General features: G+C 67.9%; 23 protein-coding genes. 15 read left to right on the forward strand and 8 right to left on the reverse strand.

All coding sequences use genetic code 11. The annotated features are described in order from the left end of the window. Window positions 1-207 precede the first annotated feature (207 nt). The 4 genes from ACZ6Z4_RS28110 to ACZ6Z4_RS28125 all read left to right on the forward strand — a co-directional run bounded on the left by ACZ6Z4_RS28110 (window position 208) and on the right by ACZ6Z4_RS28125 (window position 4,662). Window positions 208-1,971, forward strand: coding sequence for a proline--tRNA ligase (locus ACZ6Z4_RS28110; protein ID WP_465570212.1), 1,764 nt, complete (start codon window positions 208-210; stop codon window positions 1,969-1,971). 69 nt (window positions 1,972-2,040) lie between these two features. Then, a complete protein-coding gene (locus tag ACZ6Z4_RS28115) occupies window positions 2,041-2,445 on the forward strand; it encodes an HIT family protein (protein WP_465570214.1) in 405 nt (134 codons plus the stop codon). Between the two features lie 1,082 nt (window positions 2,446-3,527). Next, window positions 3,528-4,328: a hypothetical protein gene (locus tag ACZ6Z4_RS28120; RefSeq protein WP_465570216.1), complete on the forward strand. Its 801-nt coding sequence runs from the start codon at window positions 3,528-3,530 to the stop codon at window positions 4,326-4,328. A gap of 85 nt (window positions 4,329-4,413) precedes the next feature. After that, window positions 4,414-4,662, forward strand: coding sequence for a hypothetical protein (locus ACZ6Z4_RS28125; protein WP_465570218.1), 249 nt, complete (start codon window positions 4,414-4,416; stop codon window positions 4,660-4,662). Window positions 4,663-6,262: 1,600 nt separating this feature from the next. Here ACZ6Z4_RS28125 and ACZ6Z4_RS28130 read toward each other — a convergent pair. The 4 genes from ACZ6Z4_RS28130 to ACZ6Z4_RS28145 form a co-directional block, all read right to left on the reverse strand. Then, a complete protein-coding gene (locus ACZ6Z4_RS28130) occupies window positions 6,263-6,481 on the reverse strand; it encodes a hypothetical protein (protein WP_465570221.1) in 219 nt (72 codons plus the stop codon). Window positions 6,482-6,737: 256 nt separating this feature from the next. Next, the gene (locus tag ACZ6Z4_RS28135; RefSeq protein WP_465570223.1) at window positions 6,738-7,295 is read right to left on the reverse strand and encodes a hypothetical protein; all 558 of its coding nucleotides are present in this window, start codon (window positions 7,293-7,295) and stop codon (window positions 6,738-6,740) included. A gap of 311 nt (window positions 7,296-7,606) precedes the next feature. Next, window positions 7,607-7,945: a PadR family transcriptional regulator gene (locus ACZ6Z4_RS28140; RefSeq protein WP_465570225.1), complete on the reverse strand. Its 339-nt coding sequence runs from the start codon at window positions 7,943-7,945 to the stop codon at window positions 7,607-7,609. A gap of 63 nt (window positions 7,946-8,008) precedes the next feature. Further along, window positions 8,009-9,025, reverse strand: coding sequence for a hypothetical protein (locus ACZ6Z4_RS28145; RefSeq protein ID WP_465570228.1), 1,017 nt, complete (start codon window positions 9,023-9,025; stop codon window positions 8,009-8,011). A gap of 562 nt (window positions 9,026-9,587) precedes the next feature. Between ACZ6Z4_RS28145 and ACZ6Z4_RS28150 the strand changes: the two genes are divergently transcribed. Then, window positions 9,588-10,031: a hypothetical protein gene (locus tag ACZ6Z4_RS28150; protein ID WP_465570230.1), complete on the forward strand. Its 444-nt coding sequence runs from the start codon at window positions 9,588-9,590 to the stop codon at window positions 10,029-10,031. A 1,064-nt stretch (window positions 10,032-11,095) separates the two neighbouring features. Here the strand turns inward: ACZ6Z4_RS28150 and ACZ6Z4_RS28155 are convergent. The 3 genes from ACZ6Z4_RS28155 to ACZ6Z4_RS28165 all read right to left on the reverse strand — a co-directional run bounded on the left by ACZ6Z4_RS28155 (window position 11,096) and on the right by ACZ6Z4_RS28165 (window position 12,835). Next, window positions 11,096-11,308: a hypothetical protein gene (locus ACZ6Z4_RS28155; protein ID WP_465570232.1), complete on the reverse strand. Its 213-nt coding sequence runs from the start codon at window positions 11,306-11,308 to the stop codon at window positions 11,096-11,098. Between the two features lie 371 nt (window positions 11,309-11,679). Then, a complete protein-coding gene (locus tag ACZ6Z4_RS28160) occupies window positions 11,680-11,895 on the reverse strand; it encodes a hypothetical protein (protein WP_465570234.1) in 216 nt (71 codons plus the stop codon). Between the two features lie 136 nt (window positions 11,896-12,031). Further along, window positions 12,032-12,835, reverse strand: a complete 804-nt coding sequence (locus ACZ6Z4_RS28165) for a GNAT family N-acetyltransferase (protein ID WP_465570235.1) — start codon at window positions 12,833-12,835, stop codon at window positions 12,032-12,034. Between the two features lie 117 nt (window positions 12,836-12,952). Here ACZ6Z4_RS28165 and ACZ6Z4_RS28170 point away from each other — a divergent pair, with 117 nt between their 5' ends. From ACZ6Z4_RS28170 to ACZ6Z4_RS28190, 5 genes are all read left to right on the forward strand, one after another. Then, window positions 12,953-13,726, forward strand: coding sequence for a sulfite exporter TauE/SafE family protein (locus tag ACZ6Z4_RS28170; protein WP_363677849.1), 774 nt, complete (start codon window positions 12,953-12,955; stop codon window positions 13,724-13,726). Window positions 13,727-14,053: 327 nt separating this feature from the next. Further along, the gene (locus ACZ6Z4_RS28175) at window positions 14,054-14,737 is read left to right on the forward strand and encodes a slipin family protein (protein WP_465570237.1); all 684 of its coding nucleotides are present in this window, start codon (window positions 14,054-14,056) and stop codon (window positions 14,735-14,737) included. After that, window positions 14,734-15,246, forward strand: coding sequence for a hypothetical protein (locus ACZ6Z4_RS28180; RefSeq protein ID WP_465570239.1), 513 nt, complete (start codon window positions 14,734-14,736; stop codon window positions 15,244-15,246). Before ACZ6Z4_RS28175 ends, ACZ6Z4_RS28180 begins: the two co-directional genes overlap by 4 nt. Before the next feature lie 4 nt (window positions 15,247-15,250). Then, window positions 15,251-16,003 (forward strand): class I SAM-dependent methyltransferase, encoded by a 753-nt coding sequence (locus tag ACZ6Z4_RS28185; protein ID WP_465570241.1) that lies wholly within the window; start codon window positions 15,251-15,253, stop codon window positions 16,001-16,003. Between the two features lie 58 nt (window positions 16,004-16,061). Then, the gene (locus tag ACZ6Z4_RS28190) at window positions 16,062-16,568 is read left to right on the forward strand and encodes a hypothetical protein (RefSeq protein ID WP_363677856.1); all 507 of its coding nucleotides are present in this window, start codon (window positions 16,062-16,064) and stop codon (window positions 16,566-16,568) included. On the opposite strand, the gene ACZ6Z4_RS28195 is transcribed toward ACZ6Z4_RS28190, so the two are convergent. Further along, on the reverse strand, window positions 16,565-17,686 hold the full coding sequence (locus ACZ6Z4_RS28195) for a cytochrome P450 (protein ID WP_465570244.1): 1,122 nt from the start codon (window positions 17,684-17,686) through the stop codon (window positions 16,565-16,567). The genes ACZ6Z4_RS28190 and ACZ6Z4_RS28195 overlap by 4 nt on opposite strands. A 122-nt stretch (window positions 17,687-17,808) precedes the next feature. Between ACZ6Z4_RS28195 and priA the strand changes: the two genes are divergently transcribed. The 5 genes from priA to ACZ6Z4_RS28220 are packed head-to-tail and all read left to right on the forward strand — an operon-like array spanning window position 17,809 to window position 24,594. Further along, a complete protein-coding gene (gene priA / locus ACZ6Z4_RS28200; RefSeq protein ID WP_465570247.1) occupies window positions 17,809-18,546 on the forward strand; it encodes a bifunctional 1-(5-phosphoribosyl)-5-((5-phosphoribosylamino)methylideneamino)imidazole-4-carboxamide isomerase/phosphoribosylanthranilate isomerase PriA in 738 nt (245 codons plus the stop codon). Further along, window positions 18,543-20,846, forward strand: coding sequence for an HAD-IB family hydrolase (locus tag ACZ6Z4_RS28205; RefSeq protein WP_465570249.1), 2,304 nt, complete (start codon window positions 18,543-18,545; stop codon window positions 20,844-20,846). The genes priA and ACZ6Z4_RS28205 overlap by 4 nt, the downstream gene beginning before the upstream one ends. Next, the gene (locus ACZ6Z4_RS28210; protein WP_465570252.1) at window positions 20,843-22,042 is read left to right on the forward strand and encodes a zinc-dependent alcohol dehydrogenase; all 1,200 of its coding nucleotides are present in this window, start codon (window positions 20,843-20,845) and stop codon (window positions 22,040-22,042) included. Before ACZ6Z4_RS28205 ends, ACZ6Z4_RS28210 begins: the two co-directional genes overlap by 4 nt. 39 nt (window positions 22,043-22,081) lie before the next feature. Next, complete coding sequence (larAH, locus tag ACZ6Z4_RS28215; protein ID WP_465570255.1) at window positions 22,082-23,662, forward strand: NPN-dependent hydroxyacid isomerase, LarAH14/15/16 family; 1,581 nt, start codon at window positions 22,082-22,084, stop codon at window positions 23,660-23,662. Next, a complete protein-coding gene (locus tag ACZ6Z4_RS28220) occupies window positions 23,662-24,594 on the forward strand; it encodes a lysophospholipid acyltransferase family protein (protein WP_465570258.1) in 933 nt (310 codons plus the stop codon). The genes larAH and ACZ6Z4_RS28220 overlap by 1 nt, the downstream gene beginning before the upstream one ends. Window positions 24,595-24,742 lie beyond the last annotated feature (148 nt).

Below are 24,742 nucleotides of genomic sequence, written 5' to 3' on the forward strand. Positions count from 1 at the left end.
CCCCCCCCCCCCCCCCCCCCCCCCCCCCCCCCCCCCCCCCCCCCCCCCCCCCCCCCCCCCCCCCCCCCCCCCCCCCCCCCCCCCCCCCCCCCCACGGCGGGTGCTGGTGGTGGGGTTGGGGATAACTGGTCGGACGGAATCCCGGAGACGGATATCCTCCTTGGTGTCCGAAGTTTCTGTCCTACTGGTTCTTGCCTGGAGATTCCCGTGATTCTGCGTATGTCGTCGTTGTTCCTCCGCACCCTTCGCGAGGACCCGGCGGACGCGGAGGTCCCGAGCCACAAGCTGCTCGTCCGCGCCGGCTACATCCGCCGGACCGCGCCCGGGATCTACACCTGGCTGCCGCTCGGCCTGCGGGTGCTGCGCAACGTCGAGAAGATCGTCCGCGACGAGATGAACGCGATCGGTGCCCAGGAGCTGGTCTTCCCGGCGCTGCTGCCCCGCGAGCCCTACGAGGCGACCGGCCGCTGGACCGAGTACGGGCCGAACCTGTTCCGGCTGAAGGACCGCAAGGGCGCCGACATGCTGCTCGGGCCGACCCACGAGGAGATGTTCACCCTGGTGGTGAAGGACCTCTACTCGTCGTACAAGGACCTGCCGCTGTCGATCTACCAGATCCAGAACAAGTACCGCGACGAGGCGCGGCCGCGGGCCGGCGTGCTGCGCGGGCGTGAGTTCGTGATGAAGGACAGCTACTCCTTCGACATCGACCAGGCCGGCCTGCAGGCGTCGTACGAGCTGCACCGCAAGGCCTACATCGCGATCTTCGACCGGCTCGGCTTCGACTACGTGATCGTGCAGGCGATGTCCGGTGCGATGGGCGGCTCGGCGTCGGAGGAGTTCCTGGCGATCGCGGAGAACGGCGAGGACACCTTCGTGCGTTCCCCGGGCGGGTACGCCGCCAACGTCGAGGCCGTCGTCGTGCCGCAGGCCGCGCCGGTCGACTTCGCCGGCGTGCCCGCGTCCGAGGTGGTCGACACCCCGGACACGCCGACCATCGAGACGCTGGTCGACGCGCTGAACGCGAAGCACGCGCGCACCGACGGCCGCGAGTGGACGGCCGCCGACACACTGAAGAACGTCCTGGTGATGCTGGTGCACCCCGACGGGACGCGCGAGCCGCTGGCGATCGGCGTACCGGGTGACCGGGCGATCGACGAGAAGCGCCTCGGCGCGCAGGTCGAGCCGGCCGAGGTGGTCGCGTTCGAGGACGCCGACTTCGTGAAGAACCCCGCGCTGGCCAAGGGGTACATCGGTCCGGGCGTGCTCGGCAAGGAGAACGCGTCCGGCATCCGGTACCTGCTCGACCCGCGGGTCGGCGAGGGCACGGCCTGGGTGACGGGTGCGGACAAGTCCGGGTACCACGTGATCAACCTGGTGCACGGCCGCGACTTCACCGCCGACGGCACGATCCAGGCCGCCGAGGTCCGCGACGGCGACGACGCGCCGGACGGCTCCGGTGCGCTGTCGACCGCCCGCGGTATCGAGATGGGCCACATCTTCCAGCTCGGCCAGAAGTACGCCGAGGCGCTCGACCTCAAGGTCCTCGACCAGAACGGCAAGCTCGTCACGGTCACCATGGGCTCGTACGGCGTCGGCGTCACCCGCGCCGTCGCCGCGATCGCCGAAGGCAACCACGACGACCTCGGCCTGGTCTGGCCCCGCGAGATCGCGCCCGCCGACGTCCACCTGGTCGCCACCGGCAAAGACGCCGAGGTCTTCACCAAGGCCGCCGAGATCGCCACCGAGCTCGAGGCGCAGGGCCTCACCGTCCTCTACGACGACCGCGAGAAGGTCAGCCCCGGCGTCAAGTTCAAGGACGCAGAACTGCTCGGCGTCCCCACCATCGCCGTCGTCGGCAAGGGCCTCGCCGAAGGCACCATCGAGGTCAAGGACCGCCGCTCCGGCAACCGCACCGACGTCCCGGTCGCCGAGGTCGTCGCCCACCTGGTCGCCGCCGTCCGCAGCTAGTCAACCGCTGTTCCGCCGAAGCCCCTCGCCATCCCGGCGGGGGGCTTCCGCACATCCAAGAGGCGACCCATGAACGACAACTGCACCTTCTGCGCCATCACCCAAGGCACCCTCCCCGCCCGCTTCCTCCACCAGGACGCCACCGCAGTCGCCTTCCTCGACATCCACCCCCTCCGCCCGGGCCACGCCCTCGTCGTCCCTCGCCTCCACGTCCCAGACCTGTCAGCCCCCAACGCCCCCGAAGCCGTCACCGCGGTGGCGTCCGCCCTCCACCACACCACCCAACTCCTCCAGTCCCGCCTCCCAGCTCCCGCCGTCAGCCTCCTCCAAGCCAACGGCCCCGAGGCAGGCCAGGAAGTCTTCCACCTCCACTTCCACCTGATCCCACGCCACGAGGGGGACCGGCCGCTCACCGACTGGACCCCAGACCCCGCCGAACCGCTCGACGCCATCCACGCGCGACTCACTACCTGATCCACGCCAGGTCGCGCTCTCGCCCGTGCCAACTGCCACCCCACGTGCGAGTCGCGATATGACCCGCGCCCGGATCCACCTGATCCCGTGCTCAGCTCGCGACCTGGCCGGCGCCCAAATTCACCACCGCGCCACCGAGTCGGTGTCCGTCCACAGCTCAACTGGCCACCCCGACCCGTGCCGAACTCGCCACCTAGCCCACGCCCAAGTCGCAACCTCGGCTGCACCCAGTTCACCATCGCGCCACCAAGTTGCCGCAGATTTCGATTCCGGAGAATCTACGACGACGAGTGGAGACAGTGGCTCGCCGCCCTGCAACCACCTCTCGGCCGGGAGCTTGTAGCTACTGCCGTTCGAGGGTGCAGCCCGAGACCGCGGGCGGGGGCGGAACTACGACGCCAGGGCCCGGTGATTGCCAGTCTCGTCAACCACGCCGCACCCGACGTGAGCAGGCTGGCAGCTGTCCGGTGTGTGCAGTAGCTGAGCAGCGTCAGGATCGACGAGACTTGCGTCAACGGGATCGGTCGGTGAGTCGGCGGTCGCGCGGATCCCCGCCCGAGTGCGCCGACCACTTCGGTGGCAGTGTGGTGTCAGCTGCCGCAACCGTGCGCCGTTCGTAGCTGTTCGCCGAATTCAGTCAGGTCGTTCACCGCATCGGGAGCGGCGTGAACCAGCCGGGGTTCGCCAGCCGCGCGGCTCGCGGCGGTCCACAGGATCTTGGGGGCGCCGGCAGGGCGGGTGTCGTGAGCACCGACACTGACGTGGCGGCCCTCTGGCGGGACGCGATGCACTCCTCTGCTCCAACCCGTACACCTTCACCGCGACTTGGCAGACGTCCCTCCTCACAACGCGCCCAGTAGCGACATCATCGTCCGATGTGGCTGCGGGCACGTAGGCAGGCGGGCAACTACGGTACGAGGAGCAGACTGACGGATCATGTTCCTCACCCACATCAGTACGCTGTGACCCGCCTCAGTACCACTTGCTAAGTGGTACTGCCACCGACGTCAAAGAGCCCGCCATACTCCTGTATGGTCTACATAAGTAGCCGCAATGTCAGGTATCTGCTGCGGGAGGGTGAGATGGCGGGCCACCAGGATCCACACCGGCGCGTTTCGCCAGGTCCGCCGGGAGTTTCGTTCGCGGCTTCTGCCGCCCACCGCATTGCGGTCCTCATCGTGTGGTTCGGCTGTCGGCTGCTCCCGAAGGAGAAGCGGGTAGAAGCTCGACAGGAGTGGCTGCACGAGCTCTGGTACATCGGCCTGGCCAACCCCCGGGGCCCGAAAGCGGTGCGGGCTCGCGTCAGCTTCGCCAGAGGCACGCGCAAGGATTGTCAGATCCGCCACGATGTCGCACTCGGGCAGCGAATGGGCCGCGCGGACTTCGTGGGCTCCATCGGGGCGCTTCTCCTGCTCCCCGCACTGGTCTTCTTCATGATCGCTGGCGCCGGCTTCGCGGTCAGCATCTTCTCCGGGAACGGAGATCGCAGCTACGTCATCGCCGCCGGTGTGGGCCTGATCGGCGCGGCGGTGTGCTGGGACGTCTCCCTGGAACTCGCCCGCGGCATCGCCGGCTCCAAGGGCATCTACGCCACCGTCCTCCGGGTTGCCACCTTGCTGCAGGTGGCCACCTACACCGCCACCTTCGGCTTCGCCGTCTTGATCGAGTGCACACTCGGGCTCCTCGCGGCTCGCGGGGACGCCTCCGCACTGGACTACTTCTTCGGGCCCACCGCGATCTACCCGGACCACTCGATGTCGCTCATCGCGAACATCTCGATGACCGTCGCCATGGCGCTCGCGGTCGCGTTGCCATGGCGGATGCGGTGCGAGATCGCCGAGGTCCGCAAGGTCGCGACGTTGTCCTGGGCGACCGAGGACTGATCTGTCGCTGCGGCTCCGAGGGCATTTGATATGTAGGCATAATCCTGCTACTCTACATAGGTAGTTGCTCTTCTAGGAGGTCCTCGTGGCAAACACCACCACCCCCAACACCCCTGCCGGATCTGACGGCAGCGGGAACGGGAACAACGGCGAGGACAACGGCGCCATCGACCTGCGGCTGATGGTCCTGTTGCTGCTCGCGCTGATCGTCGGCCTTCTCGCCGGCATCCTGTCCTACCTGAGTGGCAGTCATTGGGCTGCCGCTGTCCTATTCGGCGGAGGAGCCTTCGGCGGCACCCTCGCGCTGGCCCACACCCTCATCAAGAGGCGTTGATCCTGGAGAACAACGCCTCCCTCCACCCGACCGGGGTGCCGTCCGCTCTGCGGCTCGGCCACCCCGGTCGCTGCTGTTCGCCTACTCCTTGGCCCGTAGATTCACTGCTCGTCGCGGTCTGCTTCGACGACCTGCGGCGGGGGGAGTGGCTGCCACCGGCGCCCGTGGCAGCCGCACCGGCGGCGGCACTGGTGGCAGCCCTGGAGTCCGGGCGGCCTGGCCGCCGCGCTCGGTGGCCTGAGGCCATCCGGCCAGGATCACCGCTTCGCCCTGTCCGAGGTTCTTCAGCTCGTTCGGGTGGATGATGAACTTGTCCACCACCCGCAGGCTGCCGACCCCGCAGGTGCGGTGGTCGTGCCCAGCGCGTCCGCGTCCCGATGACCTCAGCGACTCCTGGTAACCCTGGACAGTGCCGATCGCCCGCGCTCACTCGTCGGCGTCCTCGTTCGTCTGCCGGTAAGAACCAACACCGTTGATCCGCACCGACGCTCGAACTCGTCGGAGAGCGCGCGGAAGTCGGCGGTCGACTGGATCGCCAGAACGGTGATCACGCCGGCGCTGCAAGCGCAGGCATAGCAGTTCAGTAGTCCTGAACCGCCGAGGGCGGAGAACTCGTCAACGACAAGCAGGCAGCGCCCGTCGATGTCCCTGAAGCCCTCTTCCTGGAGCCGCGGCATCGTCGTGACGAGGTCCTACAGCGCCAGGTCGCCGACCTGCTGGGCTGCGGGGGTGTCTCCTGCCCGCGTCGAGGCTCAGCGCAATGCTGTCACCCGCCATGATCGCCGCTTAGAGGTCGAGCCCACCGCGCTGGCGGCACGCCGGGTGCGTGAAGCCTCCACTCTGGGTGACGGGTACCAGATCCGCCAATGAGCCCGCGGAAGCTTGCATTCGGGCTACGCATCAGGGGTCTAAGCAATGACGACAACTGCAGCGAAGCCGCGCAGCGGCGTGGCAAGAAACTTCGCTTCCTCCAAGCTTCTACCCCGAGTAGAGGCGGTTGACCGGCCCGCCCTGGTCCTGATCGTGACAACGCGTGCCCTGATGACGGCGCCCCTCAGCGCGGTCATCTGTCTAATAATGAACCGCGCAGTCATTCGCGGACGAGGACCGGAGCCAGAGGACCGGGAAAGGCCTCTCTCCACCCCGCCTTCCGAGCTCGGCGAAGTGCCTCGCACGAGCTCGGCGGCGATCGCCTCGCGGGCGGCGGCTATCGACCGGATGCTCACGACAACGCGCCGATACGGAACAGAATCTAGCTAACGCATTCACCCCCGTGCGGCGGCATCTTCCGCCACACTGCATCGGAGGACCAGGCATTCATCCAGGGGAGAGTCACGGCTTCACCAAAGCAGCTGCGGGGCCGCGCGGTGGCGCGTCGAGAAACTTGAGTCACTGCAAGCAGCTGCCGCCACGCGAAACCACCAAACCGGCTGGCCACGTAGGGCGCTCGTCGTCACGAGCGCAGCGACTCTGGTCGTGGCCATCATTTCTGCAACAGTGAGATCCTGAGAGCCTGGTCATCAGAAGATGCCCTCCGCGAGCAGGAGAGCCGCTCTCTACGCTACCTACCTGTCAGCACTTTGCTTGGCTGCGTTCAAGATCAGGAAGCCGCCGGGCCTACCGGGAAGTCGACGATCACGATCCGGTACGGCTCCGCTTTGTCGAGCGATACGGCGAGTTGGGCGACGTTGCTGGCATCCAGCTCGCGCTGGCCGCTGTTGGCTGGCAGTAGGTCGAGGTTCGGATGCCGCTTCTCGGGGTCGGACAGAACGGCGAGCTGACCCGCCCAGCCGCGCGGGTCCACATCCGCAGAGATCACGCCACATCGAGGTCAGTTTCCTTGGGGAGACGTTGACCCACTTGGTGACGGCGTGGCGAGGGGGTCAAGGTCAATCAGCAGCGTCCTAAAGCCCGTGCGGCGGCACTAATGGCGATCAACACAGTGGTGGTCGTCTTACCGACGCCACCCGATTCGGAGTAACAACAATGACTTAGGTAGGTAGCATGCACCGCGGCTAGATCCTCGCGAGCTAGCTAGCCACCTATCCCGAGCCAAGTTCAGACTGCGCGAACCCTCATTTCGTTGTTTGCTTGGCTGGCACCGGCAGCCTGTAGATTTTTACGAGCGCGACATCGCGGCGAACCGTCCAGGCGTAGAGAGCTGCGATGAGAAAGCAGCCGGCCAGGGGCACCCATCGTTTCAGGCCGTAGTCGAAGAGCAACCCGCTCATGCCGGAGCCATCTCGAACAGCTGCTGTAGCCGCAGCGAGTGTGCGGAGGAGAACCAAACCCGCTAATGCTGAATACATCCACTGCGATAGGGCCGCGGCGAGGTATGTCTTGTTGATAAACGGTGGTCGCGCGACAGCAGCCCTGCGTGCGGCTGACAGCACCCAGCGCCCTAGGAGGGCGCTGAGGATGGCGGCGGGAGACGCAATCATCGCGTAAGCGAAAGCCACCGCTGTACTGAGCGAGTGATCTTCAGCCACGAAGAGCGTGTGGTCCGCCGCGAGACCAGCGTTAGGAACGTGCAGTCCCAGACCGGCGACTACGAGAGCCATCGCGAACCATACCGCGATCGTGCCTGCTGTGGCGACGTATATCGGAGCGAGGATGATGGTCGCTGCGGTCATCCCCAGAGACGAGCGTTGATAGCTTCTCGCCGGGTGGCTGCCTAGACGCGCATTGGCGACATCCCGTTGGATCCTGCAGGTTTTGCGCTGCCCATGGGCGAACGAGAGTGGCTCGTGGATCGAGCGCCAGCTCGTTGGGTTGGCTGCAGCCACGCCCTCCAATTCGGCCAGCAGTTCCTCCTGAACGTCGGCACGACGGCCCGCCGGCAACTCTCGCAGTACGCGACAGTTCCATCGAATGACGTGCCTCGCTGAACCGAGGGCGGCACGGCGGAGCGCTGACCCTAAACGAGCATCCTGCGTCAGCACGATTAGGAGGTCTGGTCACGCCATCGCATGGCGGGGTCGACCCTCGGCCGAGCAAACTCGTTGAGCGCGGCCTTTGCATCGATGGCACCCAACGTGACTCGGCAAAACTTCTCGCCGGTCTCGGTCAGGAGGTAGTACTTCCGGCGGGGTCCACCGCGATCGTCGGCGGGTTCTTCCCACTCCGACGTGACGTATCCCTCGTCCTGTAGCCGGGAAAGCATCGGGTAGAGGGTGCCACTCTTCAAGCCAGCAGCCTGCATCAGGTCGTATCCCCAGTGCTTGCCCTGAGGGTCGTTGGCGAGGATCCGAAGCACCTTCTCAAGTGCGTTGGTGACCTTCATGAACACTGCTCCTCTACATATATCGACTTGCGATGGACGGGACAGCTTTCGTGTGCCATGAGCTCAGGTTCTTCTGACGCTCGTGGACAGCTGTCTCACTTCGCCCATCATTACTACGACTCGGTGAAGCCTTCGCGTATACATCGCGATCGCGCCGAAGCCTGTCAGCGCGACAAGGTTGGCGATTAGGTTCGCCGTCTCACTGCTGCCGTACAACAGCCCCGCATTGCCGGTCACCAGACTTGCGAGCGACTCGTGGCCTCTCACCACGCCGATATAGCCCAGCTCAACCAGGAGGCCCGAGAAGACCGCCGCGGCGCCTAGCAGGCGCGAGATCGACCCGGTGATGCTCTTCAGGTGGTCGTACTCAAAGTTGCCATCCACTCGATGAGCAACGGCCACTTCGTGAGCGACACTGCGTCGCGCTATACGAAAGAGTTGCCTGGTCAGGCATGCCACCACAGCGAAGGTCAGCAGGAGGCACGCAACGAACGGTCCATTCACAGAGGGATCGATCATGCTCACACCGAGGATACAAAGAGGCAGTATCACGAAGGGCCCCATTGTGACCAGGTAGAGCACACTCTCAGAAGTCAGAGCAGACGGCCGCCAGCCCTGGCCGCGGGTATCGCGGATGAACACGGCGGTGCTGCGTTGACCCAGGGCATAGCGGAGGGTCTCCAAGGCCTCCAGAGGCCCCTTGGCATGCCTTTTGTCGGCGATCGCGGCGAGCTCTCCCAGCCGCTCCTCGTGCAGTTCAGCTCGCTCTGACGACGGCAGCATCCTTGCTGCGCCGTCGATCACACGGAGTGCGAGGGCCTGACTCGTTCTTCGCCACAGCGTCAGTTTCCGGCCGCCGAACAGGACGGCGTCTGCGTAGTCCGAGTTTGCGTACCAGACTGGTTCCAAGTCCGCCGGCGGAGTCATTGCAAGCGCCGCAATCGCTTCCTTGACGGCCGCATCACGCTCTCCCCGCCAATCGGCTCGTTCTGGAGACGACAAGGTCTTTAGGTCAATCATCTGGGGCGCGGAGGGTTGGCTCGATCGGCGCCGCAGCCTCGGAACCTTGGGACCGAGCATCGCAACCTCCGTGATGAGCTACATATATCGCTACCTATGTAGGTTAGCACGCGACCCCTGTCATCAGGAACCCTCATCTTTGATCAACGTCGCTGCCGACCCGGCTTGGATCATCTGCGAGCTGCCCAGGACAGGGCTGTCGGCTCCCATGGTCGATGATGACTATTGCCTGTTAGATAGCGGATCGGCACACCCCCCGACTGATGCGGCCTAGAGGTCACGCGCTCGAGTTGGCGAGTGCCGGCTAACCAACGACAGTAGCGTTGGAGGGCGCCTCGCTGGCATGCCGCCAGCAGTGGTACCGCGATGATAGGACCTGTGGTTATCAAGAGAGGACCAAGCAGGGTCCGAAGCCTCACCAGCCGGACAGGCTTCGCAACCTCAGCGAGTACCAGGCATTCGCCGCCGCAGGCTCAGGCGGCCTAATTATTGGCGCAGCCGCCGGTGGCTGGATCGACATCGCTACAACGGCATGCTTGGGCAAGGCCCGTTGCTCGATGAGCCCAGACGTCATCGAAGCGTTCGGTACGTGGGGTCGGTGCGGTTGGGCACGATCGCTGCGGTGCTGATCGCTGCGCGCACGTTCCGAGCTGAGCGCGACGAATGGGCCGACTCGCGAAACGAAGCGCTCCAGAGTCAGCGGAGCGAAGCCGAGAAGGTCGAGATCTCAGGTGCGATGGTGAAGTCCAACGACAGGTACCACGTCTTCAAGATCAAAGTCTGCAACTTGTCGACCCACCCGATCTCCAACGTGCGGATCCACGTGACCGACGTCGGGCAATTCCTGTTTCGGCCGATCATGGAACTCAGCGCCGAACCACAGTCCGCGAGGGTGGGCAATCGCAGTTACCACGTGTCGCTGGAGCACCCAGACGCACCGTGGATGGAAGACGCGATGGGCGAATCAGAGCTGCGCGAGAAGTTGCTGGCGACCGCGGAGTTTACGTTCGAGCTGCAGGGCAAGAACTGGCGTCGATCCAGCGCTAGGGCCCTAGCTGATCGGTAAGGCCTGATGATCCTCCCGGCGAATCGATACGGCTCAGGTTCGGCCAGCACTGCGTTCAGGGCCTAGCGGCACGCGCGGCAGATGCCCAATGGACCGAGGCCTAGTGATCCGCCGGCAGCGGGATTAGGTAGGGCACGATGCCGACGGGGCTGACCCACCAGAGACGTGTGTCGGAGCCTTCGAGCATGAACCTGTAAGCCTCTCGAGCCGCGGCGCCTGTTACGGCAGAGACCTACTTGCCGCTGGGGTCTACAGGTGAGTCGCCGAGCAGCGCGCCATCTGCGTTGCGGAGATCGTCATCGTCGGAAGGGCCACTCCACACAACGAGCATGAATAGCAGGTCGCCACTTTGAAGGACGGTGTGCGGCGGCCACGCATCGTGCTGCCACCCTAGACCGATCGGCAAGGTGTTCACCACGACGAGCCCTCCGACCGCAGCTCTCGCGAAGGTAGATGTTTTTACAACGAAGTCGTTGATCTCCGACCTCGAGAAGGAGCCGTGCCCGCTAAACATCGGCCTGAGGCAAGCAGCCGGCCCTGCGTCGACAGCATGATGTCCGACTCGCCAATGGCCAAGTCGCCGATGAACTCTTCCGGGAACACCTGTTGAAGAGCCCGGCCGACGGCTGCGTGGTACCGACCTGTGCCTAACCGATCGTTGAGGGGCCCGATACAGCTCGGCGTGCCTTTGCGGGAAGTTCCGGACGACCTGTTCCAGTGCTTCGGCGACCTCGCCTTTGATGGCCCCAGGCACCTCCGAGTTCGACAGGACCGACTCGGCAACCTCAGCGAATGCTCTGCCGACGAGCTCAGCCTCGTTGTCTCCGATCTTCAGGCGAACGAGCTTCTGGCCAGAGATCGCAAGGTAAACAAAACCGATCCCAAGACGAGCAGAACAGGCGCGCCACCGCTGTTGGTCTCGGGGACGAACACTCCCGCGATGCCGACGGCAGAGACACCTCCGCCAAAGACCGCAGCAAAGATTCGGCCGCGGTGACTGAGTTGGGTCGGAGCACTGCCCTCCCCGTCGGCAGCAGGCTGAGCCGCCATCTCTCTATCGTCGCTCACGCGGTGATACTTCCGTACTCATCCAACCGATGACCAGCGGTTGGAATCACGCTTGAACTAGTTGCGTCGATTTGCTCATCGCCATACCGGTCGATCGGCAGCATGCCGGAACGGATGCCGAACCAGGCATCGAGTACAGCGTCGTCGACGGCTGGGCCGACGCCGTATGGTGCTGGCGCGCACTCGACGATTCGCAGCAGCACGATCAAGCGCTGCGCAACCTGACATGTCCCCATCGACCCCTCCCCACCGCTGTATCGGTTTGGCGGTCTCCGACGTTTCACATCGTCGTTAGGCGGCGGACGCCAGGCTGTGGCAATTTCTGCCCATCCACTGCCAATCGCCGGCGGTGGTGCGCTGATACCCGAAGGCCCAGGCAGCGGGGTCGCCGACCGGGCCGGTGCGATCCATGTTTTGGGCGGCGCGGATCCGCTCAAGGAAATCTTTCTCGTAGAAGCGCTGCCACTCGCCGGGCCCGCCGAGTAGTTCATCCCGAAGCTCACGTTCATAGGTTCTCCTGGTCGACGGGGCGAAGATCGCCGGCGGGCATCCAGGCGACCTGGCCGTCGCGGCCGCGGACTCAGCCGAGTAATTGGCCGCCTTCGCGGATCCAGGCGTCGAGTTCGCCTAGCTCGCGGTACTCCACCGTTTGTGCGGGTTCGGCCAGCTGCACGTCGGCAGCCGGGTGGGGGCCGTGAGCGTCGAACTGAAGGTCGAGATCGGCCTTCACCTGCTCGGCTGCGCTGGTGTCGGCTAGGTCGCTGGCGCGCCAGCCGTTGAGCGCGTTGTCCCACACCCCCGAAGTTGCCCTTCGGGGGGCGCACCGTGAACGTCCCAACATGTGTGGGTGTGGAGGTGGGCGGATGCGGGGCCGGCTGGGTGCGGGGGCCCGAGATGGGAGAGCGCTGGGTCCGTGGGGCCGGAGTGGGGAGTCAGGGGCGGACCCAAACCGTCCAGCGTTCCAACCGGTAGTAGTCGAGGCGCTGGTAGATCGGCTGGCCCGCGTCGCTGGCGATCAGGGTGGCGGGGTGGGTGGGGTGGTGAGTGGTGGCGGCCCAGGTGACGGCGGCGCCGGCGCCTTGGCCTCGGGAGTCGGGGAGGACGGCTACGTTCTCGACGACCGTTGTGTGGTGGGCGTGGTGGGCTACCGAGGTGGCGACGGGGGTTGAGCCGTCGTAGGCGACCCAGGCGGTGGTGTCGTCGGCGAGGAACGTGGGGGAGTAGAGGTCGCCGGAGTGGTAGGGCTGGAGTTCGGGGAGGGGATAGCCGTTGATGAGGACCTGTTCGGCGTCGGCTAGCTCCTGGGGAGTGGTGACCTGGCGGATGTCGAGGGTGGTGGCCGGTGGGGTGGTGGGGGTGTTGGGGAGGTGCATCATCAGCGGTGGGTGGCCGGCCAGCGCAAGCCCGTACGGCGTGAGGTCGGGGGTGGGCCACGGGCTGACGAAGAGGTATGGGACGTCGCGGGGGAGTTCGCGGTCGACGGCGGTGACGACGTCCTGGGCGGGGACGGGTTGTTTCGGGATGATCCAGTTGGTGATCGGGCCGCGGTCGCCGAGGATTCCGCCGGACCACGTGGCGTCGTCGTACCAGGGGCGGCCGGCGCGGCGGGCGGCCGCGATCGCCCAGGAGGCGTGGGCGAGGACGGCCTGGCGGACCAGTGAGTCGGCGGCGGGAAGGTCGGGTTCCCAGCCGGTGGCCAGGTGCTCGTCTTCGGGCGGGAGGATCGATGAGCTCATGTGGGCAACCCCTCTCTCTGATCCGACTGTCGCACGGGAACCGCGCGAGTGGGGTCGGTCACGTCGGGGCCGGTAAGGGTTTATCGGTACTACGTCCTTACCTGATCATGGGGAGCTGTGCCTGACATTTCGCTGTGGACCGTGGTGTTCCTGGTGGTCGCGGCCTTCTCGGCGGGGTGGATCGATGCGGTCGTCGGGGGCGGCGGCCTGATCCAGCTGCCCGCGATGCTGCTCGGGTTGCCGAACGCCTCGCCGGCGCAGATCCTGTCGACCAACAAGATCTCCTCGCTCTGCGGTACGGCGACCAGCGCGGTCACGTTCGGCGTCAAGGTGCGCCCGGACAAGCGGACCGTGCTGCCGCTGACGATCCTCGCCGGACTCGGCGCGGCCGCGGGGGCGCTGGTGGCGACGAAGATCCCGATGAGCTGGTTCAAGCCGATCGTGCTGGTGCTGCTGATCGGCGTCGCGATCTACACCGCGCTGAAGCCGTCGCTCGGCGCCCGGACCGCGCTGCGGTGGGACGGGCGCAACCACTACGTCGCCGCCGGCGCGGTCGGGTTGCTGATCGGGTTCTACGACGGCGCGGTCGGGCCGGGGACCGGGTCGTTCCTGATCTTCGCGCTGGTCGGACTGCTCGGCTACAACTTCCTGCAGGCGAGCGCGAAGGCGAAGATCGCGAACGTCGCCACGAACCTCGGCGCGATCGCCGTGTTCGCCGCGCACGGCGCGCCGCTGTGGGGGCTCGGGCTGACGATGGGCGCCGCGAACATGGTCGGCGGACTGCTGGGTGCCCGGACGGCGGTCGCGAAGGGGAGCAAGTTCGTCCGGGTGATCTTCCTGGTCGTGGTCAGCGCGCTGATCCTGCGGCTGGCGTACGACATCTTCGGCTGAGAAGTTGATTGCCTGAGGCAAGGTACGGCGGACCCGGAGCGCGAGCCAATTCGGTTGCTGTTGGCCCCCGGTCGGCCCCACACTGGGCGGGCACGGCCGGATCAGCAGTGGGCCCGGAGGTTTCCGGGGTCGTCCTGCGTGTCGTACCCGGTGCGGTGGTTCTGCAGTCTTCACCCCGCGGGTGGAGCGGATCAGTGGTTTGTCCCGGGGTCGCACGGGTCCCGGTCGCCGGCTTTGCGGGCCCGGCTGCTCGTGACGAGCTGGAGCCTCCGCCGGAGATCGGGGTGCGTCCCGGGGCAGCCCACGCGAGGACGACGGAGAGCGGCGATGGCGAAGATCACCGTGCAGGCGCACGAGCAGGTGCTGGTGTACCGCGACGGCGTGTTCGAGTCCCAGCTCGAGCCCGGACGGTACGCCGTACGCCAGGCCCGCCGGACGCGGCGTGAACGCGTCGACCTGCGGATCCGGCAGCTGGCCGTGTCCGGTCAGGAGATCTTCACCGCCGACGGTGTGACCGTCCGGGTGACGGCGGTCGCCCGGTGGAGGGTCGCCGATGCCCGGGCGTTCGTGGAGAAGGCCGAGAACCCGGAGGACCTGCTGCACGTGGCGCTCCAGCTGGAGGTCAGGGACGCGATCGGTCACCGGGAGATGGACGAGTTGCTTCGGCCCGAAGGGCGCGCGGCTGTTGCGGCAGCGCTCGGGCAGGCGAGCAGCAACCTGAGAGCAGCGGCGACCGAGCTCGGGATCACCGTGCTGGAGGTCGCGGTTCGGGATCTCGGGGTGGTGGGTGAGCTCCGGACCGCACTGGCCGAGACCGCGCTGGAACGCCAGCGCGGGCGGGCTGCTCTGGAGCGGGCTCGGGGTGAAGCCGCGGCGTTGCGGTCGCTGGCCAACTCGGCGAAGGTGCTCGACGATCACCCGGCGCTGGCCACGCTCAGATTGGTGCAGGTGGCCGCGGACTCCGGGGCGACCGTCGTGCTGACCCCGGATGGTCTAGCGTCTCGGGGATGAAGGTCCTGTACGACGGCCCGGTGCGGGTCTCCTACTTCCAGCTGTACGTGATGTCGGGTGGGACGTTCGCCAGTGATCCCGCCGAGTCCAACCACGGGCAGGTCAACGGGCTCTGCGGGGCGGCGCTGCCGGGGACGTTGTTCCTGACCACCGGGCTGCACTTCGGGCACACCAGCTTCACCGTCGAGCTGCACGACGACCGACCGCCGGTGGACAGCAGCTGGGAAGAAGTCGTGGAGGTCTCGTTCCGGCCGGTGGAGGACGAGGTCGCGCTGGTGGAGTGGGCGGGGGAGGCGGTGCATCTGCTCGAGTTGCCGGGTGGGGACTATCGCGTGCGGTACTGCGCGAGCGGGATGGATGCGGCGGCGGATGCCGACACCGTGGGAGACGACGAGCCGCCGCTCGATCGGTATCTGCTGCAGTTCTGGCCCGGGAAGGCCGAGCCGGATGTGATCGTGCAGCAGACCTCGGAGATGGCGAAGTACTGGCACCAGGCCTGGAAGGACTGAGAGCGTGGTCGACTACGACGAGCGGCTGCACAAGGTGTACGCCGCGGGCCGCGCCGTCGATCAGGAGACGATCGACGGCTGGATGCGGGCGTACGCCGAGGTCGCGCCGCGGCACAGGCCGCTGACCGTGCTGGATCTCGGGTCCGGGATCGGGCGGTTCACGCCGGCGCTGGCGGACACGTTCGGCGGGCCGGCGTACGGGGTGGAGCCGTCGGCGAGGATGCGGGAGCAGGCGCCGGAGCATCCCAACGTCACCTACCTCGACGGGGCGGCTGAGGCGATCCCGCTGCCGGACGGCGCGATCGACGTGGCGTTGCTGTTTCTTTCCTTTCACCACTTCGGAGATCAGCAGCAGGCGTTGCACGAGTTGCACCGGGTGCTCAAGCCCGGGGGAGTGGTGTTGCTGCGCAGCCAGTTCGCCGATCGGATGCCGGAGCTGCTCTGGTACCGGTACTTCCCGTCGGCGCGCGCCGTCGACGCGGCCATGTACCGGACGGTCGAGGAAACCCGGCGCATGGCCGTCGCAGCACAACTGATCCCCGAGGACGAGCTGCGCGTGATCGAGGCAGAGCGGCCGCGGAGTCTCCAGACCCTGTACGAGCGGATCAACGCACGCGCGCTGTCGACGTTCGAGCACCTGCCGGCGGACGAGATCGAGGCCGGGTTCGCGGAGTTCCGGCGGGACGCCGAGGCCGACCCGGAGCAACCGACGCCGGTGGTCGGCGCGTCCCTGATGGTGCTCAGGCGTCAGGGCTGATCTGCCCGTTCGTGCAGATCCTGCACTCGAAATCCGCCGGCGGACCTAGGGTCGCGGCATGACGACGATCTTCGACGGCCGGATGGGACTGACCTTCGGCCAGATCTACCTGATGACCGGTGGGGTGGACTGGCCCGACTTCGACGACTCGCGCCGGGGTCAGGTCAACGGGCTGTGCGGTGCCGCCGAGCCGGGCCGGTTGCTGCTCACCACCGGGCTGCACACCGGCGAGGTCGGGCTGCGGGTCGAGCGGCTGGACGCCGAGCCGGAGCTCGACGACCGGTGGGAGGAGATCGTCGAGGTCTCCTTCGAGCCCGCCGGTACGACGCTGACGCTGCACGGGCTCGACTCCGGGCCGTTCGTGAAGACCGAGCTACCCGTCGTCAGCTACCGGGCGCGGTACTGCGCGACCGACATGGACAAGGGCAAGGAGGTCGACGTGGTCTGCGACGACGAGCCGGTCGTCGACCGGTACCTGCTGCAGCTCTGGCCCGCCGAGCCGGCGCCGGACGTGATCCGCAAGCAGACCTCGGCGACCGCGTCGTACTGGCACCAGGAGCACTAGACGTCCCAGTGCACCTTGACGGCCGATGGTTTGCGGAAGACGAGGCCGCGTGGGGGAGGCGAGGATGGAGCGAGCCGTAGCCCCGGTAGCGCAAGGGCCGCTCGCAGGGCGGTGAGTGCTTCGAGGCGAGCCAGATGCATCCCGAGGCAGATGTGCGGCCCGCTGGCCCAGGCCAGGTGGCGGCGGGCGTTCGGGCGCCGTACGTCGAAGGTGTCGGGGAAGGCGAAGACGGCAGGGTCGCGACCTGCTCCAGCGAGGGAGACGGTGACGAGGTCACCTCGGCGGATGGACTGGCCTGCCAGTGAGACGTCCTCGGTCGCGTAGCGATCGACTACCGCGGCGGCGGGCTCCAACCGCAAGGACTCTTCGAGAGCATTGGCGAGCAGCGAGGGATCTGCGAGGACGAGTTGGAGCTGCGACGGAGACGTCAGCAGGTGCCACAGGCAATTCGTGATCATCCCCTCGGTCGTCTCGATTCCGCCGAACATCAGCACCGCCGCGTTCGCCACCACCTCGTCCACCCCGAGCCCGGCAGCCGCGGCCTCCGCGACCAACGCGTCCGCAGAGGATTCGATGCCCGAGGCAACATGCGCGTGCAGCCGCCCGAACGCCTCGGCCCCCGCCGCGGTCACCGGCCGCCCGGCAGCGACTCCCGTCACCGAGTCCGAGATCGCCTCGTACCAGCCCAGCACCGTGTCGGCCGAGGCCGGTGGCAGCCCGAGCGAGTACGCCACGACGGCCACCGACAACGGACCGGCGAGAGTACGCCGTAAATCCGCGGCGCCGTCGGCAGCGATGGCCGAGATCAGCTCCGAAACAGTCGACGAGACAGGCTCGGTGAACCGCGACCGAGTCTCCGCCAGCCCGAACGCGTGCTCGAAAGGCGCCCGGTGCGCCGAGTGCGCCGCCCCGTCCAGCGACAGCATCGACGCTCCCACCACCTGCGCCGTCGAGAACCTCGGATCGTCGACCGTGAACACAGCAGGATCCCGCAGCACCCGCACCGCGAGCTCCCGGCTGCTCACCACCCACCCGCCCAGCGCGTCCACCCAGCCCACCGGCCGGACGGCCGCGAGCAGCGGGTGCGGATCGGTTTCGAGGTCCGCGAGGCTCACCATGGCACCGATGCTACGAGGCAGACCACACGCCGTACTGGTATTGCTGAGACAGATCGGATCCCAACGACTCAGCGGGGCATCTGGTTACGTTCCACGAACCTTGGGCATCTAGGGTGTGGGCCATGTCTGAGAACCTGGTGCTGCTGCCTGCCGTCGACGTGGCGGACGGGCAGGCGGTTCGGCTGGTGCAGGGTGCGGCCGGCAGCGAGACCTCGTACGGCGACCCGCTGGCCGCCGCGATGGCCTGGCAGGAGGCCGGGGCCGACTGGATCCACCTGGTCGATCTCGACGCCGCGTTCGGTCGCGGCAGCAACCGTGAGCTGCTCGCCGAGGTCACCGCCCAGCTCGACGTCCAGGTGGAGCTGTCCGGCGGGATCCGCGACGACGCCTCGCTTGAGGCCGCTCTCGCGACCGGCGCGCGCCGGGTCAACATCGGCACCGCCGCGCTGGAGGACCCGGAGTGGTGCGACCGGATCATCGCGCAGTACGGCGACCGGGTCGCGATCGGCCTGGACGTCCGCGGCCGGACGCTGGCCGCGCGGGGCTGGACCAAGGAGGGCGGCGACCTCTACGAGGTGCTCGACCGCCTGGAGAAGGCCGGCTGCGAGCGCTACGTGGTCACCGACGTGACCAAGGACGGCATGCTCCAGGGCCCGAACCTGGACCTCTACCGCGACCTGTGCGCCCGCACCGACAAGCCGATCGTCGCCTCCGGCGGCGTCTCCAGCCTGGACGACCTCAAGGCCCTCAGCACGCTGGTCAAGGACGGCGTCGAGGGCGTCATCGTCGGCAAGGCCCTGTACGCCGGCGCGTTCACCCTGACCGAGGCACTCGAACTCACCCGTGGAGGCGACAAGTGAGGCTTGCCGACAAGCTGGACGGCAAGAAGGTACTGGTCACGGGCGTGACCGGCTTCGTCGGTGAGGCCCTGCTGCACCGGATCATCGGTGAGCTGCCGGGCACGACGGTGGTCGCGATCATCCGCCCGAAGGGTTCCCTCAAGGGCACCGACCGGATGGCGCAGCTGCTCCGCAAGGACATCTTCAAGCCGTTCTACGGCGAGGGCACCCCGTACGCCGACGCCGAGGCGCTGTCCGCGGCCCGGGTGCAGGTCGTCGAGGGCGACCTGTCCGACGTCCCGGAGCTCCCGACCGATCTCGACATCGTCGTGCACTGCGCGGGCGACGTCAGCTTCGACCCGCCGATCCACGAGGCGTTCACCACCAACGTGCTCGGCACCAAGAGCCTGCTGGAGCGGATCGACGAGAGCCGCGCCGTCGACGGCCACTCGATCCACTACGTGCACATCTCCACGGCGTACACCGCCGGTCGCCGCCGCGGCGCGATCCCGGAGGCCCCGGTCGAGCACAACGTCGACTGGCGCACCGAGGCCGAGGCCGGGATGGCGATGAAGTCCCGCGTCGAGGGGATGTCCCGCTCGGCGGCGATGCTGGCCAAGTTCCGCAAGGAGTCGGAGAAGCTGCACCGGCGGGCCGGTCACCTGACCGCGGCCGCCGACACCGAGCGCCGCCGCAACGAGTGGGTCGCGAAGAAGCTGGTCGAGACCGGCACCGAGCGGGCCCGCAGCCTCGGCTGGACCGACTGCTACACCTTCACCAAGGCGCTCGGCGAGCGCGTCGTCGAGGAGTTCGCGGCCAAGCTGCCGACCTCGATCGTCCGGCCGGCCATCATCGAGTCCGCGGTGCAGAGCCCGCACCCGGGCTGGATCGAGGGCTTCAAGATGGCCGAGCCGCTGATCCTGGCCTACGGCCGCGGCGAGCTGCCGGAGTTCCCGGCGTCGCCGGACTCGGTGATCGAGATCATCCCGGTCGACCACGTCGTCGGCGCGATCTGCGCGGTGATGGCCCGCGAGCCCGAGCTGAGCAAGCCGGAGTACTACCACATCGGTTCCGGCGCCCGGAACCCGCTGACCTTCGAGCAGCTGTACGCCGGGGTCCGCGAGTACTTCTCCAAGCACCCGTTCGACCTGGGCGAGCGCGGCGCGGTCCGGCTGCCGGTCTGGAAGTTCCCCGGCGGCGACTCGGTCGAGTCGATGCTGCGCTACGGCGAGAAGGCGCACAAGATCGCCGACCGGATCATCACCACGGCTCCGCGCAGCGAGCGGGTCCGCAAGTACGCCCGCGAGCTGGACGTGCAGAAGCGCCGCCTCGACTTCCTGCGCCGCTACATGGACCTGTACGCCGAGTACGCGCAGGCCGAGCTGCAGTTCGTCGACGACAACGTGCTCGCGCTGCACAACGCGCTCGAGGGTGACGACCGGGAGAAGTTCGCCTGCGACACCGCCGTCGTCGACTGGCAGTACTACCTGCAGGAGCTGCACTGCCCGAGCGTGACGGAGTCGATGCGCCGGCTGGACGTCGTCCGGAAGAAGCGCAACAAGGCGCTGGCCGAGAACGCCGGCGTGCTCAAGAAGGTGCAGCCGTCGGAGGACGCCGAGATCATCGCGGCCTTCGACATGGACGGCACGCTGCTGTCCTCGAACGTGATCGAGACCTACCTGTGGATGCGGCTGCCCGAGCTGGACAGCCACCAGCGGGTCGGCGAGATCGGCGCGATGCTGCGCAAGCTGCCGAAGCTGATCTCGGCCGAGCGCAAGGACCGCGGCACCTTCCTGCGCACCATCTACCGCCGCTACGAGGGCGCGGACCTCGACCAGCTGAACCAGATCGTCGACGAGGTGCTCGCCGAGCACGTGCTGGAGCGGCTCAGCGGTGACGCCGTACGCCGGATCCGCGAGCACCGCGCGGCCGGGCACAAGACGATCCTGATCACCGGCGCGATCCGGCCGCTGACCCGGCCGCTGGAGCCGCTGTTCGACGAGATCGTCGCGGCCGAGCTGGCCGTCGACGACCGCGGCCGCTGCACCGGGTACCTGTCCGGCCCGCCGCTGGTCGGCGAGTCCCGGGCGGCCTGGATCAAGCGCCGTGCCCGCGGCACGAACATCGACCTGTCCAAGTCCTACGCCTACGCCGACAGTCACTCGGACCTGCCGATGCTGGCCGCGGTCGGCAACCCGGTCGCGGTCTCGCCGGACGTGTCGCTGTTCCGGGCCGCCCGGGCCGCGCGCTGGCAGATCGTGGACTGGAAGACCCCCACCACTTCCTCGCGTCTGGAGATCCCGGGAGTGAACGCCCGATGATGCTGGCCCTGGAGATGTACCGCTCACCGGCCAAGTTCCTGGCCGCCAAGGCGGTCGGCAGCCGGATCCCCGGTGTGCTCACCGGCCCGGCCGCGCCGCTGCGGCTCGTCACGATCAACGAGCCGAAGGCCGACCGGGACGGCTGGGCGCGGATCCGGCCGATCCTGTCCGGGATCTGCGGCTCCGACCTCGGCATGGTCACCGGCCACACCAAGCTGTACTTCTCGGCGCTGGTGTCGATGCCGTTCGTGCCCGGCCACGAGGTCGTCGGCGAGCTGCTCGAGGACTGCGAGGACCTGCCCAAGGGCACCCGCGTGGTGATGGACTCGGTGCTGACCTGCGCCGCCCGCGGCGTCGAGCCGTGCGAGAGCTGCGTGACCGGCCGCACCAACCGCTGCGACCGGATCACCGTCGGCCACGTCGCGCCTGGGCTGCAGACCGGCTTCTGCCAGGACACCGGTGGCGGCTGGGGCAACGTGATGGTCGCCCACCGCAGCCAGCTGTACGCCGTACCGGACGGCATCTCCGACGAGCGCGCCGTCCTGACCGAGCCGCTGGCGGGTGCGGTGCACACCGCGCTGCGCGCCAAGGTCGAGCCGGGCCAGTCGGTGCTGGTCAGCGGCGCCGGAGCGGTCGGGCTGTTCGCGACGCTCGCGCTGCGCGAGCTGACCCAGGCCGGCCGGATCACGGTCGTGGCCAAGCACGCCAAGCAGCGCGAGCTGGCCAAGGCGTTCGGCGCCAGCGACGTGGTCGCGCCCGACGAGGTCTTCCGCGGCGTCCGGCGCGCGACCGGCGCGTTCCGGCTGAAGCCGGAGCTGAACGCCAAGGAGTTCCTGCTCGGCGGCGTCGACATCGCCGTCGACGCGGTCGGCAGCAAGGACTCGATCGACACCGTGCTGCGGGTCACCAAGGCCGGCGGCCGGGTGGTCCTGGCCGGGATGCCGTCCACCGGCGCCGACCTGTCGCCGGTCTGGTTCCGCGAGCTCGAGCTGACCGGGACCTACGCGTCCGCGCTCGGCGAGCCGAACGACCGGCCCGCGTTCGAGACCGCGCTGGAGCTGGCCGCGAAGGCGCCGCTCGACGGCGTCGTCGGGGCGCGTTACCCGCTGTACCGCTGGCGCGAAGCGCTGGACCACGCACAGTCGGCCGGCCGGCTGGGCACCGTGAAGGTCGCATTCGATGTGAGGGCTTCCTGATGGGGCCGTTGACGACCGTACGACGAGAGAGGTTCTGACATGTCCCGGCCAGGGTTTGTACTCGAGGTGGACGACCGGACGCCGCCGCTGCTCGTGCACAACGGCGAGGGCTTCCTGCTGGAGCGGTTCCCGCTCGGCACCCGGGTGGTGTACCCGCCGGAGGCGCTGCCGCCGGTACGGGACGTCGAGGAGGCGATCCAGAACGCGCTGCTGCACCCGCTGGAGTCCGAGCCGCTGCCGGAGCTGCTGCGCGCCGGGATGCGGCTGACGATCGCGTTCGACGACATCTCGCTGCCGCTGCCGCCGATGAAGAAGCCGGACATCCGGCAGCGCATCATCGAGGCCGTGCTGACGATGGCCGCCGACGCCGGCGTCGACGACGTCGAGCTGATCTCGGCCAACGCGCTGCACCGCCGGCTGACCCCGAACGAGCTGCGCGAGATCGTCGGCGAGCGGGTCTTCCGCTCCTTCTTCCCCGACGGCAAGCTGTACAACTTCGACGCCGAGGACACCGAGAACCTGACCCACCTGGGCCAGACCCGGCACGGCGAGGACGTCGAGATCTCCAAGCGGGCGGCCGAGTCCGACCTGCTGGTCTACGTGAACGTGAACCTGGTGGCGATGGACGGCGGCCACAAGTCGACGTCGATCGGGCTGGCGTCGTACAAGTCGCTGAAGCACCACCACAACAGCCACACGATGATCCACTCGCGGTCCTTCATGGACCACAAGGCCTCCAAGATGCACCACTCGGCCTGGCGGATGGGCGAGATCCTCACCGAGCACGTGAAGGTCTTCCAGATCGAGACCACGCTGAACAACGACATCTTCGGCGGGCCGCTGGAGTTCCTGCAGAAGCGCGAGTGGGAGTGGTCGATCAAGGACCAGGCCGCGATGCTCGGCGCCAAGCGCGGGCTGGCGCTGGCCCCGGCCAAGGCCCGGCGCAAGATCTTCACCGACGTCCGGGCCAACTACGGGCTGACCGGGATCCACGCCGGCAAGATCGAGCCGGTGCACGACAAGACCATCGAGAACGTGCACAAGCAGCACATGGTCGAGGTGCAGGGCCAGTCCGACGTCGCGATCATGGGCGTGCCGTTCGTCGGCCCGTACAACGTGAACTCGGTGATGAACCCGATCCTGGCCGCCTGCATGGGGCTGGGCTACTACTTCAACTCCTACCGGGGCAACCCGATCGTCCGCAAGGACGGCGCGGTGATCCTGTACCACCCGGTCGACTACGAGTTCAGCCAGCTGCACCACCCGTCGTACGTGGACTTCTTCGAGGAGGTGCTGTCGGAGTCGACCGACCCGGCCACCATCGAGGCGAAGTTCGAGAAGCAGTACGCCGAGGACCCGTGGTACATCCACCTGTACCGGACGTCGTACGCCTACCACGGCGTGCACCCGTTCTACATGTGGTACTGGATCAGCCACGCCCTGGACCACTGCGGCGACATCGTCTGGGTCGGCGCGAACCGCAAGACCGTCGAGCGGATGGGCTTCCGGTCAGCCTCGACGCTGCAGGACGCGCTGGAGATGGTCAGCCACTCGGTCGGCCGGTCGCCGTCGATCACCTACCTGCACAACCCGCCGCACCTGCTCGCGGACGTTCGCTGATGGGGACGAACCTGGTCCGGTTCGGCCGCGACACCGCGCGCGACGTCAAGCAGGTCGCGCGCGGCTGGCGGTGGGGCCGGCGTACGCAGGTCCCGCGCTCGGCCGAGCCGTACGTGATCCCCAAGGAGACCTCGGTCTTCCCGACCAAGTGGGCCCGGACGCCGGCCGCGATCGCGGTCCGTGAGGTGCTGCAGAAGGGCGCGCTGAACTCGGTCCTGCGGTTCGAGGTGAACCCGCAGGTCAGCGGCCTGGACTCGCTGCGCAAGCTGGACGGCCCGGCGCTGATCGTGGCCAACCACTCGTCGCACCTGGACACCCCGCTGGTGCTCTGCACGCTGCCCGACGCGATGCGCCGCAAGACGGCGGTCGCGGCGGCCGCGGACTACTTCTTCGACACCTGGTGGCGGGCGACCGCGTCGGCGATCGTGTTCAACACGTTCCCGATCGAGCGCCGCGGCGGCAAGCTCAGCGCGACCCCCGGCGACCTGCTCGCGGACGGCTGGAACGTGGTCGTCTTCCCCGAGGGCACGCGTTCGCCCGATGGCTGGATGGAGCGCTTCCGGATGGGTGCGGCGTACCTGGCGGTCGAGCACAACGTGCCGATCATCCCGGTCGGCATCAAGGGCTCGTTCGCCGCGATGCCCCGCGGCCGCGGCTGGCCGGTCCCCGGCCGCCCGACCGTCGCCGTCCGGTACGGCGACCCGCTGCGCCCGGCCGAGGGCGAGAGCGCCCGCGAGTTCGCCCCGAAGATCTCCGCCGCGGTCTCGGCCCTGCTCGACGAGGAGTCGACGACCTGGTACGAGGCCCGCCGCCGGGTCGCCACCGGTGCGTCGCCGTCGCAGTCGGGCCCGGACGCTGCTCGCTGGCGCCGGGTGTGGGAGTCCACGACCCCGATCAAGCCGCCGACCAGCAAGCGCCGCGCCTGGAAGTAGCCGAACACGCAGCGGCCAACCTGGCGGTAAGGGTTGACTCGGGTTGATCATCTCGCGAGGGGTGGTCGAGAAGGCCAGGAAGTAGACCCCGGTCAACCGCCGCGCCTGGAAGTAGTCCTTCGTGCACCGAGAGCCGCAGGCTGTTGCC

It is taken from the genome of Kribbella sp. NPDC104740 (assembly GCF_055583505.1).

Bases quoted from the DNA above. Each gene is read 5' to 3' on its own strand.
- ACZ6Z4_RS28165 (WP_465570235.1), bottom strand. From the start codon at position 12,835: ATGAGCTCATCGATCCTCCCGCCCGAAGACGAGCACCTGGCCACCGGC.
- ACZ6Z4_RS28220 (WP_465570258.1), top strand. From the start codon at position 23,662: ATGGGGACGAACCTGGTCCGGTTCGGCCGCGACACCGCGCGCGACGTC.
- ACZ6Z4_RS28140 (WP_465570225.1), bottom strand. From the start codon at position 7,945: ATGAAGGTCACCAACGCACTTGAGAAGGTGCTTCGGATCCTCGCCAAC.
- ACZ6Z4_RS28195 (WP_465570244.1), bottom strand. From the start codon at position 17,686: ATGGTGAGCCTCGCGGACCTCGAAACCGATCCGCACCCGCTGCTCGCG.
- ACZ6Z4_RS28180 (WP_465570239.1), top strand. From the start codon at position 14,734: ATGAAGGTCCTGTACGACGGCCCGGTGCGGGTCTCCTACTTCCAGCTG.
- ACZ6Z4_RS28145 (WP_465570228.1), bottom strand. From the start codon at position 9,025: ATGCTCGGTCCCAAGGTTCCGAGGCTGCGGCGCCGATCGAGCCAACCC.
- larAH (WP_465570255.1), top strand. From the start codon at position 22,082: ATGTCCCGGCCAGGGTTTGTACTCGAGGTGGACGACCGGACGCCGCCG.
- ACZ6Z4_RS28210 (WP_465570252.1), top strand. From the start codon at position 20,843: ATGATGCTGGCCCTGGAGATGTACCGCTCACCGGCCAAGTTCCTGGCC.
- priA (WP_465570247.1), top strand. From the start codon at position 17,809: ATGTCTGAGAACCTGGTGCTGCTGCCTGCCGTCGACGTGGCGGACGGG.
- ACZ6Z4_RS28135 (WP_465570223.1), bottom strand. From the start codon at position 7,295: ATGACCGCAGCGACCATCATCCTCGCTCCGATATACGTCGCCACAGCA.
- ACZ6Z4_RS28115 (WP_465570214.1), top strand. From the start codon at position 2,041: ATGAACGACAACTGCACCTTCTGCGCCATCACCCAAGGCACCCTCCCC.
- ACZ6Z4_RS28190 (WP_363677856.1), top strand. From the start codon at position 16,062: ATGACGACGATCTTCGACGGCCGGATGGGACTGACCTTCGGCCAGATC.
- ACZ6Z4_RS28175 (WP_465570237.1), top strand. From the start codon at position 14,054: ATGGCGAAGATCACCGTGCAGGCGCACGAGCAGGTGCTGGTGTACCGC.
- ACZ6Z4_RS28120 (WP_465570216.1), top strand. From the start codon at position 3,528: ATGGCGGGCCACCAGGATCCACACCGGCGCGTTTCGCCAGGTCCGCCG.